Below are 12,447 nucleotides of genomic sequence, written 5' to 3' on the forward strand. Positions count from 1 at the left end.
GAAACGGTTTTCCGTCGAGAATTGCGTCGAGACAAGGAGATGGGAGCGGTTCTGCGTTTCCGTGAAACGATGAACCGCTCTAGACGAGCGTGAGCAAGGAGAAGCAGCCATGGCCTATGAGACGATCATCACCGAGACGCACGGCAAGGTTGGGCTGATCACGCTGAACAGGCCGCAGGCGCTCAACGCGCTGAATTCGCAGATTCTGACCGAAGTGGTGGCAGCCGTGAACGGGTTCAGCGCCGATCCAGATATCGGCGCCATGGTCATCACGGGTTCCGAAAAGGCTTTCGCCGCCGGCGCCGATATCAAGGAGATGCAGTCCATCTCCTACGCGGACGCCTACGCTCAAGACTTCTTCGTCGGCTGGGAGGAACTGACGCGGGCGCGAAAGCCTATTATCGCGGCGGTGGCGGGCTATGCACTCGGCGGCGGCTGCGAGCTGGCGATGATGTGCGATTTCATTATCGCCGCCGACACGGCCAAATTTGGCCAGCCCGAGATCACCCTCGGCGTCATTCCAGGCATGGGCGGGTCACAAAGGCTGACCCGCTTCGTCGGCAAGTCGAAAGCGATGGACATGTGCCTGACCGGGCGGATGATGGATGCCGCCGAGGCCGAGCGTTCTGGTCTGGTGTCGCGGGTCGTGCCTGCCGGCGAGCTTGTCGAGGAGGCGCTGAAGGCCGCAGCCAAGATCGCCGCTTTCTCACTACCATCGGTGATGATGGCGAAGGAGGCTGTCAACCGCGCCTTCGAGACGACGCTTGCCGAGGGATTGCGGTTCGAGCGCCGGCTGTTTCACTCGCTGTTTGCACTGGACGATCAGAAGGAAGGCATGGCGGCCTTTGCCGAGAAGCGGAAGCCGAATTTCACCAACCGCTGACGCCAATCCCTTGGCCGCGAAGAAGATGGCTGTTGGCCGCCAAAAAGAAGACCGGGCAGCGTTGACGCGCCGGAAAAGCTGAACTATAAGCCGCACCAACCGAGGCGGCCCCGTGGCTGCCCGTTTGTTTTTTGCGCCCTGCGGCATTCCGCATGCGCCGACCAGATCAGAAGAGAGGCATCATGGCCAATACATCCTCGGCCAAAAAGGCAACGCGCAAGATCGTCCGCCGCGCAGCGATCAACAAGAACCGCCGCTCGCGCGTCCGCACCTATATCCGCCAGGTCGAAGAGGCGCTTGCCTCCGGCGACAAGGCTGCCGCACAGGCTGCCTTCAAGATCGCGGAGCCGGAATTGATGCGCGCCGCGACCAAGGGCGTGATTCACAAGAACACGGCGTCCCGCAAGGTGTCGCGACTGGCTCAGCGGGTCAAGGTACTGTCGGCCTGACATTACTTGCCTAGACTGACGTTCTTCGAACCCGGCCGTTTGTGCCGGGTTTTTTCGTTTGCCGGCAAGCACTTAAAAAGAATGTCCGGAAACGGCGTCTTAGGCGGATTTCACAATTGGGAATAGTTTGCCGGCATATGCATGCCTGCTGTTGATCGGCATGCTTGAAAAGGGCCAGCTTAATGATTCTTAACTGTCAGAAATAGCTTATAATTTTCAGACACTTACTGATGGTGATCCACAGCTTGTCCACACCGGGCCGACCCGATCGGGGACAAGTCGCTGTCAAGCGAATTATTTCAGAATATTTCTCTCAGCGTCCGGTTTTTCATATTCGCCGGAAAAGGGTTTGAATCACAATGGCTTTGTTAAAATGTGCCGTCACGGCACGCCACTCGAACCCGCCTCCAGTAACCAGATTCCTTAAAAATCCGTTAGACGTGGCCTTGCCCTATCCACAGCGATTTCGGTAGTGTCGATCTATCGAAAGGGACGGGCTCTGGCTCTTAACCCAAGCCTGAATCGGCCAGCTTAAATTGGCGGGATTTGCAACGCGGATCAAGTCCGCGGACGGGTTTGGTTTGTCTTTTTCGATACGGTAGGGGACTGGCGTAACTAGACATGGCAGGTAGACGGCGCGCCGGCGCTCCTTTCGCCGGACGGTGTTGTATTGCCCTGACATACCCAACGCGGACTGGCTTCCATGGGCCGGCACCGGTTCCCGCAGATAATGGGCGACGTTCATCTGCCGGCGGCGGCAGCGGACATCGTAGCAAAGACTTAGGTCGCCGGAACCGGATGCAGGAGGCGCATCCCCGGTGGAAACAGGTACGGAAGAACAAGGAAAAGATCATGCAGAGCGGCATCGAAAGGGAGCTTACGGGCGACCTCCCATTTCCTGGAACTTTGATCGGAGCAAACGACATGGCGGTGTCCAGCGACGCGGAACAGAAATTCGACCGGGTCAAAGCCCAGTTGAAGGCGCGCCTGGGAACCGAAGTCTATTCGAGCTGGTTTGGCCGCATGAAGGTCGCCGAGGCTTCCAAGGGCATCGTCCGCATCTCGGTGCCTACTGCCTTCCTGCGCTCATGGATCAACGGCCACTATCTCGACCTCATCTCCGAGTTGTGGAAGCAGGAGGATCCCGATCTCCTCAAGATCGACATCGTCGTGCGCACGGCAACCCGTCAGGGACGCAGCCAGGCCGAGCCAGAGGTAACGCCAGCACGCAGCAAGGTGACACGGCAGACGCAGACGGCGCTTGCCGCCGGCACAGTCAGCCCCAGCCGGGTGGAGCGCGCACCGGCTCCGCGTCCGGGCACACCGATCGAGAGCGAATTCCGCCACAACGTTTTGGGATCACCGCTCGATCCGCGCTACACGTTCGGCTCCTTCATCGAGGGACCGTCGAACCGGGTGGCCTTCGCCGCCGCCAAGGCAGTGGCGGAATCGCAATCGAGCGCGGTGCGCTTCAATCCGCTTTTCCTTCACGCAACCGTCGGGCTCGGCAAGACACATTTGCTGCAGGCCATCGCCGCGGAATCGCTGAAGCAGAACCCCAAGTCGCGCGTCGTCTATCTCACGGCCGAGTATTTCATGTGGCGCTTTGCCACCGCGATCCGCGACAACAACGCGCTGACGCTCAAGGAACAGCTGCGCGACATCGACCTGCTCATCATCGACGACATGCAGTTTCTGCAGGGCAAGTCGATCCAGCACGAATTCTGCCACCTCATCAACATGCTGCTCGACAGCGCCAAGCAGGTCGTCGTCGCCGCCGACCGGCCGCCATCGGAACTGGAATCGCTCGAACCGCGGGTCCGTTCGCGCCTCAATGGCGGTGTCGCGCTTGAAATGTCGGCGCCCGATTTCGCCATGCGCCTCGGCATGCTCAAATTGCGCCTTGCCACGGCCAGGAGCGACGACGCGTCGCTCGACATTTCGGAGGAGATCCTCAATCACGTCGCCCGCACCGTGACCGGCAGCGGACGCGAGCTGGAAGGCGCCTTCAATCAGCTTTTGTTCCGTCAATCCTTCGAGCCGCAGATCACCATCGACCGGATCGACGAAATCCTCGGCCACATCTATCGCACCGGCGAGCCGAAGCGTGTCCGTATTGAGGACATCCAGCGCATCGTGGCGCGTCACTACAATGTGTCGAAGACCGAATTGCTGTCCAACCGGCGCACGCGCACCATCGTCAAGCCGCGGCAGGTCGCCATGTACCTGTCGAAGGTGATGACGCCGCGCTCGCTGCCTGAGATCGGACGGCGTTTCGGCGGCCGCGATCACACCACGGTGCTGCATGCCGTGCGCAAGATCGAGGACCTTTCCGGCAACGACAACACGCTGGCGCAGGAACTTGAGCTTCTGAGGCGGTTGATCAACGACCAGGCCTGATCCTCCGGGGATGGCAGAGCCGGAACAATACCGGAATTCAATGGCTTGCCAGTGCGGCGCTGGGCCTGGATCGGGCTCGTGGCGCCGCCTGGGAGCGATCTGGATTTCGGTTTTACGACACTGGCTAGCGGACTTCGGGCGCGTTATCCCCAGAAAGCCCGCCTAGCCGGCCTGAACCGGTGGCGCGGGCTTGCGTTTGCTGGTTTTTTCCTGTCAGTTTACGCAGATTCTGAGCCTGTTCAGACCTTTCGCGGGACGCCGCCCACTGGTGACCCGTCATTCATTCAAGCGAGCCTGTTTCGTCATGCGTGTTATCCTGGAACGGTCAAATCTCCTGAAGTCGCTCAACCACGTCCATCGTGTGGTCGAGCGGCGAAACACCATACCGATCCTGTCCAACGTGCTGCTCAGCGCCGAAGGCGCCAGCCTTGAAATGAAGGCGACCGATCTCGACCTCGAGGTGACCGAAGCGACGCCCGCCAAGGTGGAGCGCGGCGGGGCGACGACAGTCCCGGCACATCTGCTCTACGACATCGTGCGCAAGCTTGCCGATGGCGCCGAGGTGATGCTGAAGACGGACGAGGACGGCAACGCCATGACGGTGACGTCTGGCCGCTCGAGCTTCCGCCTTCAGTGTCTGCCGCAATCCGACTTCCCGGAGCTCTCGGCCGGATCCTTCTCGCATATCTTCCGTCTCGACTCGGTTGCCCTGAAAGGCCTGATCGAGAAGACCCAATTCGCCATCTCCACCGAGGAGACGCGCTATTACCTGAACGGCATCTACCTGCACACGCATGAGGTCGGCGGCAAGCTGAAGCTGCGCTCGGTGGCGACCGACGGCCACCGCCTGGCGCGCGCCGAGATCGATGCGCCAGCGGGTTCCGAAGGCATGCCGGGCATCATCATTCCGCGCAAGACGGTGAGCGAGCTGCAGAAGCTCGTCGACGATCCGGATGTCGCGGTCACCACCGAACTGTCGGACACCAAAATCCGCTTCACCATCGGCAGCGTGGTTTTGACCTCGAAGCTGATCGACGGCACCTTCCCCGACTATCAGCGGGTCATTCCGACCGGCAACGACAAGAAGCTCATCATCGACCGCCAGAGTTTTGCCGCCGCCGTCGATCGCGTCTCGACCATCTCTTCCGAACGCGGCCGCGCGGTGAAGCTGTCGATCAGCGAGGGTCAGGTGACGCTTGCGGTCAACAATCCCGATTCAGGCAGCGCCACCGAAGAGCTGTCCGCCGACTATTCATCCGATCCGATCGAGATCGGCTTCAACGCCAAGTACCTGCTCGACGTTGCCGCGCAACTGACCGGCACGGAAGCCAAGTTCATGCTGGCCGACGCCGGTTCGCCGACGCTGATCCACGACATGGCCGACGAGACCGCACTCTATGTGCTGATGCCGATGCGGGTGTAGCGGCACGGTGTCAGCACTTCGGTCCTGTTGTGGACCGGCGGCAAGCGCGATATTTACGGCAACTCCTAGAGCAATTCCAGGAAAAGTGTGAAGCGGTTTTCCGTACGGAGTTGCGTCAAAACAAAGAGATAGAGCGGTCCTGCGTTTCCGTGAAACGATGGAGCGCTCTATAGGCGGATAGCGGTTGCCGGGACAGAACCATATAAGTAAGCTAACACTTACTAATTTCCGCAACTATGCGGCGCTGACGATCGATCTGGCGCCAGGTGCCGTGGTTTTTTCCGGCGACAACGGCGCCGGCAAGACCAATCTCCTCGAAGCGATCTCCTTTTTGACACCGGGGCGTGGCTTGCGCCGCGCCCCTTACGCGGATGTCGCACGCGAGGGCGGCGACGGCGGCTTTGCATTGCATGCCCGGCTCGACGGACCTGACGGCCAAGTCGAGATCGGAACAGGCATTTCCGGCGGCGACACCGCCGGCGAAGGCGGCAGGCGGGTGCGCATCAACGGAGCTCCGGCGCGTTCGGCCGAGGACATGCTGGAATGGCTGCGCGTGGTGTGGCTGACGCCGGCCATGGACGCGTTGTTCACCGGGCCGGCCGCGGATCGCCGGCGCTTTCTCGACCGGCTGGTGCTGGCGATCGATCCCGGCCACGGGCAACGTGCGATCGATTACGAGAAGGCGATGCGTGGCCGTAACCGCTTGCTTACTGAAGGCTCTCGAGACGACCGCTGGTTCGACGCAATCGAGACGCAGATGGCCGAAACCGGTGTGGCGATCGCCGCCGCGCGAGCCGAGATGGTGCGCCTTCTGACCGCCATGATCGACAGGCTGCCCGACACGGGGCCATTTCCGCAGGCCGATATTGGCCTTTCGGGAGACCTGGAAGCCGAAATTGCGACCGCGCCGGCAGTCGATGTCGAGGAGCGCTTCCGCCGAACCCTTGTCGAGGGTCGTGACCGCGATCGCGCTGCCGGGCGCACGCTCGAGGGCCCGCATCGTTCGGACCTGATGGTTCGGCACCGCCCCAAGGCGATGCCGGCCGAGCTTTGCTCGACAGGCGAGCAAAAGGCGCTGCTGGTCGGCATCGTGCTGTCGCATGCAAGGCTGACCGGCGAAATGTCGGGCATGACGCCGATCCTGCTGCTCGACGAGATCGCCGCGCATCTCGACAGCCGGCGCCGCACGGCGCTGTTTTCCATCCTGGAGGAACTGAACTGCCAGGCGTTCATGACAGGAACCGATGCTGCGCTGTTTTCCAGTCTCCAGGGACGCGCGCAATTCCTGACTGTCGACCATGGGACGGTTGGGCCAACCGAAGACCACTGACAAGGTTTTTCAGTCCCTGTATGATCAGGCAATGACCACTGCCGCCCTGACCGCAGACGAGATCGAACGCTATGCCCGCCACATCGTGCTGCCGGAGATCGGCGGAGCCGGCCAGCAAAGGCTGAAACAGGCCCGGGTGCTGGTCATCGGCGCTGGCGGGCTGGGCGCGCCGGTGCTTGAATATCTCGCCGCCGCCGGCGTCGGCACACTAGGCGTGGTCGATGACGACACCGTTTCGCTGTCCAATCTGCAGCGCCAGGTCATTCACGGTACCGACACTGTCGGCCTGCTGAAAACCGATAGCGCCAAGGCGGCAATCGTTCGCATCAATCCCAACACAATTGTTGAAGCGCACGCAATCCGGCTGACCACGGACAATGCGCCCGCCCTCGTCGCCCGCTATGACATCGTCGTCGACGGTTCCGACAATTTCGAAACGCGCTATGCCGTGGCCGATGCCTGCGCGAGCGAAGGCAAGCCGCTGGTGCATGCCGCCGTCGGACGCTTCGATGGTTCGGTAACGGTGCTGAAGCCATTCGAAGACGGCAAGGACGGCAAACCCAATCCAGGCTATCGCGATCTGTTTCCCGAGGCGCCGCCGCCGGGCCTGGTGCCGTCCTGCGCCGAAGCCGGCGTGCTTGGCGCGCTGACCGGCGTCGTCGGCACGCTGCAGGCCATGGAGGCGATCAAGCTGATCACCGGCGTCGGCGAACCGCTGGTCGGCCGGCTGCTGCTCTATGACGGGCTGGCGGCGCGCTTCGACACCATCCGCTACAAGAGAAGCTGAATTCTTGGACCGGATCGAAGCTGCCTCCATCACGCGGATCCCGACCGATTTCGACCGCTGGGACGATGTGCTCGCATTGATCATGCGCGCTTTCGCCTCGATGGACGGCGTCATCGACCCGCCCTCCTCGGCCCACCTTTTGACCACCGACACTCTGCGGGACAAGGCGCGGTGGGAGACCGGCTTCGTGGCGCTCAAGGGCGATCGGATCGTCGGCTGCGTCTTTGCCCTTGAAAAGGTGACAGAGTTCTATGTCGGCAAGCTCGCGGTCGCGCCGGACTGCCAGGGACAAGGCATTGGCCGGCGGCTGATGCAGGCGGTCGAAGACCTTGCCCGCAGCCGCGGCAAGGCGGCAATCGAGCTTCAGACGCGGATCGAGCTGACCGGGAATCATGCGGCCTTTGCTCGCCTCGGCTTTCGCGAAACTGAACGGACGGCGCACGAGGGCTATGCCAGGCCGACCTCGATCACCATGCGCAAAGCTATCCCGTAAGGTTTATCTTACGGTTTGTGGGCCGCGACAGCGTCAGGTCCTGAGCGGCAGCACGCGGTCTGGTGGGCGGTGGCCGTCAACGAAGGCGCGGATATTGATGATGACCTTTTCACCCATGTCGATGCGGCCCTCGAGCGTCGCCGAGCCCATATGCGGCAAAAGCACGACCTTGTTCTTGGCGGCGAGCTTCAGCAGCTTGCTGTTCAAGGCCGGCTCATGCTCGTAGACATCGAGCCCGGCGCCGGCGATCTTGCCGTCCTGGATCAGCTTGACCAGCGCTTCCTCGTCGATGATGTCGCCACGTGCGGTGTTGACGACATAGGCAGTCGGCTGCAGCAGCGCCAGCCGCCGCGCCGAAAGCAGATGGAAGGTTGCCGGCGTCGAGGGACAGTTGACCGAGATGATATCCATGCGGGCCAGCATCTGGTCGAGGCTTTCCCAATAGGTCGCCTCCAACCCGTCTTCCACGGCCGGCAGCACGCGGTGGCGATTGTGATAATGGATCGACAGTCCGAAGGCCTTGGCCCGCCTGGCGACGGCGGTGCCGATGCGGCCCATGCCGACAATGCCGAGCCGCTTGCCCCAGATGCGCCGGCCCAGCATCCAGGTCGGCGACCAGCCGGCCCATTTCTTGTCACCGGTGAGCACATTGGCGCCTTCCGCCAGCCGCCGCGGCACCGCCAGCATCAGCGCCATGGTCATGTCGGCGGTGTCCTCGGTCAGGACATTCGGCGTGTTGGTGACGGTGATGCCCCTCTTGGCCGCGGCCGCGACATCGATCTTGTCGACGCCATTGCCAAAATTCGCGATCAGTTTGAGGTTGTCGCCGGCCTGGGCGATCAGTGCGGCATCGATCTGGTCGGTTACCGTCGGCACCAGCACGTCGGCCTCCTTGACCGCCGCGACCAGTTCCGGCTGCGTCATCGGCCGGTCCTCGACATTCAGCCTTGCGTCGAACAACTCGCGCATGCGGGTCTCGACGGGGTCGGGCAGCTTTCGCGTGATGACGACGAGAGGCTTCTTTTTGCCTGCCATTGTTTCCCTCTCGAGTACTTGCCGCAATTCCGAACGCAAAACCGCTTCACACTTTTGCTGGAATTGCTTCTAACCCGATCTCGTTGAGACCTCTTTAACCAAGACCGGCGAAACTGAAAGCCGGTCGCGGTGCCGATTACTCCCTGTAACAAGCGGTGCCGCCGAAGACAAAGAAAAAGGGGCGCCGAGGCCGATGGGCAAGCGCCGAAAGGAATGAAAGTGTCTGGTTTCGCGTCGCTTCGCCTGACCCTCAGCGCAGCATTTCTCGGCGCTCTGCTTTATTCTCCGCTTGCGGGCGCGCAGAGTGCCGCAGCACCTGCCCAGGGCGTCGTCACGCTTGGTCCGAGCGGCCTGCCGCTGCCGCGCTTCGTCAGCCTGAAATCCGGCCGCGTCAACTCGCGCGTCGGTCCCGGGGCCAACTACTCGGTCGACTGGATGTATATGAAGGCCGGCCTGCCGATGGAGATCATCCAGGAATTCGACACATGGCGCCGCGTGCGCGATGCCGATGGTTCGGAAGGCTGGATCAACCAGTCGCTGCTTTCCGGCCGACGCACGGCAATCGTCGCACCATGGCAGCGCGGCAAGGGCGCCCAGATCGACCTTCTCAACAGTCCCGACAAGGACGCAAGAGTGGTCGCGATGATTGAACCTGGCGTCATGGGTACGATCAAATCCTGCGACGGCCAGTGGTGCGAAATGACGTTCGACGGCCACACCGGCTGGCTTGCCCAGTCGGTTGTCTGGGGCGCCTATCCCGGCGAACGGGTCAAGGACTGACAACTTCATCGCGAGGCTCGGAAGAACTCGGGATCAGAAATAGGCCGGCAATCACGGATACGGCAACAAGGTGCTTGCGCCTCCGCTTCATCAAACTCAATTGCAGCATTGTCATTCACGCCGCCGATCGCTCGCGTCCGTTGCGAATGCGGCAGCGATTGCGCCTCTCAGCGGGTTGCTCAACCGTGTCAGGAGCGTAATCCGGCTGGCTGGCAAATCCGGCAATCCATGCGACCGGTTCAGTATCACGCAATCGGCCGGTACCTGGCTCTGCCCGATCGCCGCCACTCCCAAGCCCGCGCTGGCGGCCGATTGCAACGCAGTCACCGAACCGCCGGTGAAGGCGAGGCGCCAGGCGGTATTGCTGCCATCGAGCGCGCGTTCCGCTGCCAGTCGGACGGTGCAGGATCCGGGCAATGCCAACAGCGGCAACGCGGCAGACGACCGCCAGACGTCAGGCGACCTTGCACACCAGACAAGCTGGTCTCGGTAGAGCGGGATGCCCTGGCGCCGGCTGATATCCATGCGCACGACGGCAAAATCGGCCTTGCCTGCGTCGTAGCGGGCCTGCATCTCGGCTGAGAGACCCACCGACACTTCCAGCAGCAATTCCGGAAAGACTTGGCTCAGACGCCCAAACGCCGACTCCAGAAGCGCACCGGCGGCGTGATCGCCGATGGCCGCCCGGAGCGTGGTGGTTTGCGTGCCAGCATCGAATGTAGCCACGGCCCGGTCATGAGCCTCGAGGACCTGCCGCGCCGAAGCAAGGAACCGCGCGCCTTCGGGCGTCAGCGAAACCGCGCGCGGCGTCCGCGCCAGGAGACGCCGCTCCATCGCTTGCTCGAGCTTGCGGACCCGCAGGCTGATCGCCGACTGGGTGGTCCCGAGAAGATCGGCCGCGGTGGTGAAGCTCTCGCAGTCGGCAACAAGCACGAAGCTGCGAAGCTGTTCGATGGCAAGATGCTTCATTTCGTACTCATATCATAGAGACAGCTACTATGACATTTCCAAATGCTCCTCGTCGAGTCATATGGATTCCGACGAAGCACGGCGGTTGCCGGCTGACCCGGAAGGAGAATGATTAGATGTCTCGCCTATCGCCAATAAACGAAGATTCCGACACGGAAGCCGGCAAGCTTCTGGCGGAAACGCGACGCCAGCTCGGACGCGTCCCGAACCTCTATCGCGTCCTGGCCAACTCTCCGGTCGCTCTCAAAGGTTATCTGCAATTTCGCGAGTCGCTGCAGAGCGGCCGTCTCAGTTCGAAATTGCGCGAGCAGATCGCCCTGATAACTGCTGAGGTGAACCGCTGCGAATACTGCGTTTCGGCCCACGCATTTCGCGGATCCAAGATCGGCATCTCCGATACGGAATTGGAGCTAAATCGCAGGGGCGATTCAAGCGATGCCAGAGTGGCGGCCACGCTGGCGTTGGCTGCGGATGTGGCGCGTAGCCGCGGAGCCGTCACCGACCAGGCATTCGGCGCCGCCAGGGCCGCGGGGCTCGACGACGAGGAACTGGCAGAGGTGATCGCGCATGTCGCACTCAACTTCTATTCCAACATCCTCAATCACTTCGCCCAGCCAGAACTCGACTTTCCACGGACAGTGCTTCTCAATGACTGACCTCGTGACCCTCGATCCGAGTTCGATGGCGACCATTCCGCGTCACCAGATCGTCGTTTCCTCCAGCTATGGTTTCGATGAGACACTGCAACGGCTTCGCGACGCCATCGCTGCTGCCGAGCTATGGATCATCCATGAGATCGATCCGCAGGCCCTGCTCAGGAAAGGCGGGATCTCCACCATTCGGCTCCGTCAACTGCTTTGGTTCCACCCGCGATACATGGCGCGCCTGTTGCTGACCGATCCTGGCGCCGTGCCCGAAGCGCCGTTCAAGTTCGTGGTCAGCGAACAAGCAGCCGGCGTGACGGTCTGCGCCTTGAACCCGATTTTGGTGTTCTCGCCATATCCCCGGCTTTTTGGTCTCGCCCATGAACTGTTCGACGCGACGGAGCGAATGCTCGAGACGGTTTCCACGATGCCGGTGTCGGGAGGCGATATCTAGCGGAGCCATGAGCGGTCCGGCCGCCTGCATCAGGCGTGGTCATCTAGTCCCGATGCGGCCGAGATGGTGTCCGGAAAGCCGGTCGACAGCTTCAGGCCATAGCCCAGCGCACGGTCGATGGCGATGTGGGCGATCCAGATCAGCAACCGCCATCGCATTGCCCCACATGTGCCCGGCGAGCAGCAACAGCGCGGGCACGGTCAGGGGGCCTCGCCGGTCATTCGCGGCGTTTGGGGCGCAGCCTCACCACGATGTCGACATTGGCGATCTCCATCCCTTCCGGAGGCTCCGGCAGGTTGGCAACCGTCACCGGACCGCTGTCGATGTCGAATATGCGGTTTTCGCCTTCGATGTAGAAATGGTGGTGGTCGGAGGTATTGGTGTCGAAATAGGTTTTCGCGCCCTCGACGGCGAGGATGCGCAAAAGTCCCGCCTGGGTAAACTGGTGAAGGGCATTGTAGACGGTGGCCAGCGACACCGGCACGCCGGCGGCAACCGCCTCCTCGTGCAGTTCCTCGGCCGACAGATGCCGGTCGCCCTTGGCGAAAAGCAGATCGGCCAGCGCAATGCGCTGACGCGTCGGCCTCAGGCCGGCTTCACGGACCCGCTTGTCCACAGCGACATTTTCCTTCCGGCCGTCCAGGTCCATCTTCTCGTCGAACCCCACAGTTCCGCCCCAAGACACGCCCAGAATGGCAAAAAAATGAACGTCTGCCGAAACCGGACCTCTCAGGACATATATTCTGTCGTCCGAATGCGATCAATAGCGCGCATTGACCCAGGCAGACGAGCAGGCTAAG

At 61.9% G+C, this 12,447-nt stretch carries 14 protein-coding genes; 10 read left to right on the plus strand and 4 right to left on the minus strand.

From position 1 onward, the window contains the following. The first annotated feature begins 109 nt into the window (after positions 1–109). From X735_RS150720 to X735_RS150690, 7 genes are all read left to right on the plus strand, one after another. Positions 110–883 carry an enoyl-CoA hydratase gene (locus X735_RS150720; protein ID WP_023811385.1) on the plus strand — a complete coding sequence of 258 codons (774 nt, stop codon included), beginning with the start codon at positions 110–112 and terminating at the stop codon, positions 881–883. Positions 884–1,065: 182 nt separating this feature from the next. Then, complete coding sequence (gene rpsT, locus X735_RS150715; RefSeq protein WP_013533694.1) at positions 1,066–1,332, plus strand: 30S ribosomal protein S20; 267 nt, start codon at positions 1,066–1,068, stop codon at positions 1,330–1,332. 924 nt (positions 1,333–2,256) lie between these two features. Further along, entirely contained in the window at positions 2,257–3,732 is a 1,476-nt protein-coding gene (gene dnaA / locus X735_RS150710; protein ID WP_023811386.1) for a chromosomal replication initiator protein DnaA, read from the plus strand. A gap of 304 nt (positions 3,733–4,036) precedes the next feature. Beyond that, positions 4,037–5,155 carry a DNA polymerase III subunit beta gene (gene dnaN, locus X735_RS150705; protein ID WP_023811387.1) on the plus strand — a complete coding sequence of 373 codons (1,119 nt, stop codon included), beginning with the start codon at positions 4,037–4,039 and terminating at the stop codon, positions 5,153–5,155. A 184-nt stretch (positions 5,156–5,339) separates the two neighbouring features. Next, positions 5,340–6,485: a DNA replication/repair protein RecF gene (gene recF, locus X735_RS150700; RefSeq protein ID WP_023811388.1), complete on the plus strand. Its 1,146-nt coding sequence runs from the start codon at positions 5,340–5,342 to the stop codon at positions 6,483–6,485. A gap of 31 nt (positions 6,486–6,516) precedes the next feature. Beyond that, entirely contained in the window at positions 6,517–7,272 is a 756-nt protein-coding gene (locus tag X735_RS150695; RefSeq protein WP_023811389.1) for a molybdopterin-synthase adenylyltransferase MoeB, read from the plus strand. 4 nt (positions 7,273–7,276) lie between these two features. Beyond that, positions 7,277–7,765, plus strand: a complete 489-nt coding sequence (locus X735_RS150690) for a GNAT family N-acetyltransferase (protein ID WP_023811390.1) — start codon at positions 7,277–7,279, stop codon at positions 7,763–7,765. 33 nt (positions 7,766–7,798) lie between these two features. On the opposite strand, the gene X735_RS150685 is transcribed toward X735_RS150690, so the two are convergent. After that, positions 7,799–8,800: a D-glycerate dehydrogenase gene (locus tag X735_RS150685; protein ID WP_023811391.1), complete on the minus strand. Its 1,002-nt coding sequence runs from the start codon at positions 8,798–8,800 to the stop codon at positions 7,799–7,801. A 219-nt stretch (positions 8,801–9,019) separates the two neighbouring features. On the opposite strand from X735_RS150685, the gene X735_RS150680 reads away from it, so the two are divergent. Further along, positions 9,020–9,580 carry an SH3 domain-containing protein gene (locus X735_RS150680; protein WP_023811392.1) on the plus strand — a complete coding sequence of 187 codons (561 nt, stop codon included), beginning with the start codon at positions 9,020–9,022 and terminating at the stop codon, positions 9,578–9,580. 111 nt (positions 9,581–9,691) lie between these two features. On the opposite strand, the gene X735_RS150675 is transcribed toward X735_RS150680, so the two are convergent. Further along, entirely contained in the window at positions 9,692–10,549 is an 858-nt protein-coding gene (locus X735_RS150675) for a LysR family transcriptional regulator (protein WP_023811393.1), read from the minus strand. Between the two features lie 116 nt (positions 10,550–10,665). On the opposite strand from X735_RS150675, the gene X735_RS150670 reads away from it, so the two are divergent. Together X735_RS150670 and X735_RS150665 are read left to right on the plus strand one after the other, a co-directional pair. After that, on the plus strand, positions 10,666–11,205 hold the full coding sequence (locus tag X735_RS150670; protein WP_023811394.1) for a carboxymuconolactone decarboxylase family protein: 540 nt from the start codon (positions 10,666–10,668) through the stop codon (positions 11,203–11,205). A gap of 25 nt (positions 11,206–11,230) precedes the next feature. After that, positions 11,231–11,647 (plus strand): DUF302 domain-containing protein, encoded by a 417-nt coding sequence (locus X735_RS150665; RefSeq protein WP_164892952.1) that lies wholly within the window; start codon positions 11,231–11,233, stop codon positions 11,645–11,647. 29 nt (positions 11,648–11,676) lie between these two features. On the opposite strand, the gene X735_RS1000000167550 is transcribed toward X735_RS150665, so the two are convergent. Together X735_RS1000000167550 and irrA are read right to left on the minus strand one after the other, a co-directional pair. Then, a complete protein-coding gene (locus X735_RS1000000167550) occupies positions 11,677–11,793 on the minus strand; it encodes a DUF4260 family protein (RefSeq protein ID WP_023811396.1) in 117 nt (38 codons plus the stop codon). A 71-nt stretch (positions 11,794–11,864) separates the two neighbouring features. Next, complete coding sequence (gene irrA, locus X735_RS150660; protein ID WP_024503471.1) at positions 11,865–12,296, minus strand: iron response transcriptional regulator IrrA; 432 nt, start codon at positions 12,294–12,296, stop codon at positions 11,865–11,867. Positions 12,297–12,447 lie beyond the last annotated feature (151 nt).

Source organism: Mesorhizobium sp. L2C084A000 (assembly GCF_000502875.1).
GTDB lineage: Bacteria > Pseudomonadota > Alphaproteobacteria > Rhizobiales > Rhizobiaceae > Mesorhizobium.

What these genes read in the sequence shown, in the direction of transcription:
- X735_RS150720 (WP_023811385.1), top strand. Translation starts at nt 110, where the DNA reads ATGGCCTATGAGACGATCATCACCGAGACGCACGGCAAGGTTGGGCTG.
- rpsT (WP_013533694.1), top strand. Translation starts at nt 1,066, where the DNA reads ATGGCCAATACATCCTCGGCCAAAAAGGCAACGCGCAAGATCGTCCGC.
- dnaA (WP_023811386.1), top strand. Translation starts at nt 2,257, where the DNA reads ATGGCGGTGTCCAGCGACGCGGAACAGAAATTCGACCGGGTCAAAGCC.
- dnaN (WP_023811387.1), top strand. Translation starts at nt 4,037, where the DNA reads ATGCGTGTTATCCTGGAACGGTCAAATCTCCTGAAGTCGCTCAACCAC.
- X735_RS150695 (WP_023811389.1), top strand. Translation starts at nt 6,517, where the DNA reads ATGACCACTGCCGCCCTGACCGCAGACGAGATCGAACGCTATGCCCGC.
- X735_RS150685 (WP_023811391.1), bottom strand. Translation starts at nt 8,800, where the DNA reads ATGGCAGGCAAAAAGAAGCCTCTCGTCGTCATCACGCGAAAGCTGCCC.
- X735_RS150675 (WP_023811393.1), bottom strand. Translation starts at nt 10,549, where the DNA reads ATGAAGCATCTTGCCATCGAACAGCTTCGCAGCTTCGTGCTTGTTGCC.
- X735_RS150670 (WP_023811394.1), top strand. Translation starts at nt 10,666, where the DNA reads ATGTCTCGCCTATCGCCAATAAACGAAGATTCCGACACGGAAGCCGGC.
- X735_RS150665 (WP_164892952.1), top strand. Translation starts at nt 11,231, where the DNA reads ATGGCGACCATTCCGCGTCACCAGATCGTCGTTTCCTCCAGCTATGGT.
- irrA (WP_024503471.1), bottom strand. Translation starts at nt 12,296, where the DNA reads ATGGACCTGGACGGCCGGAAGGAAAATGTCGCTGTGGACAAGCGGGTC.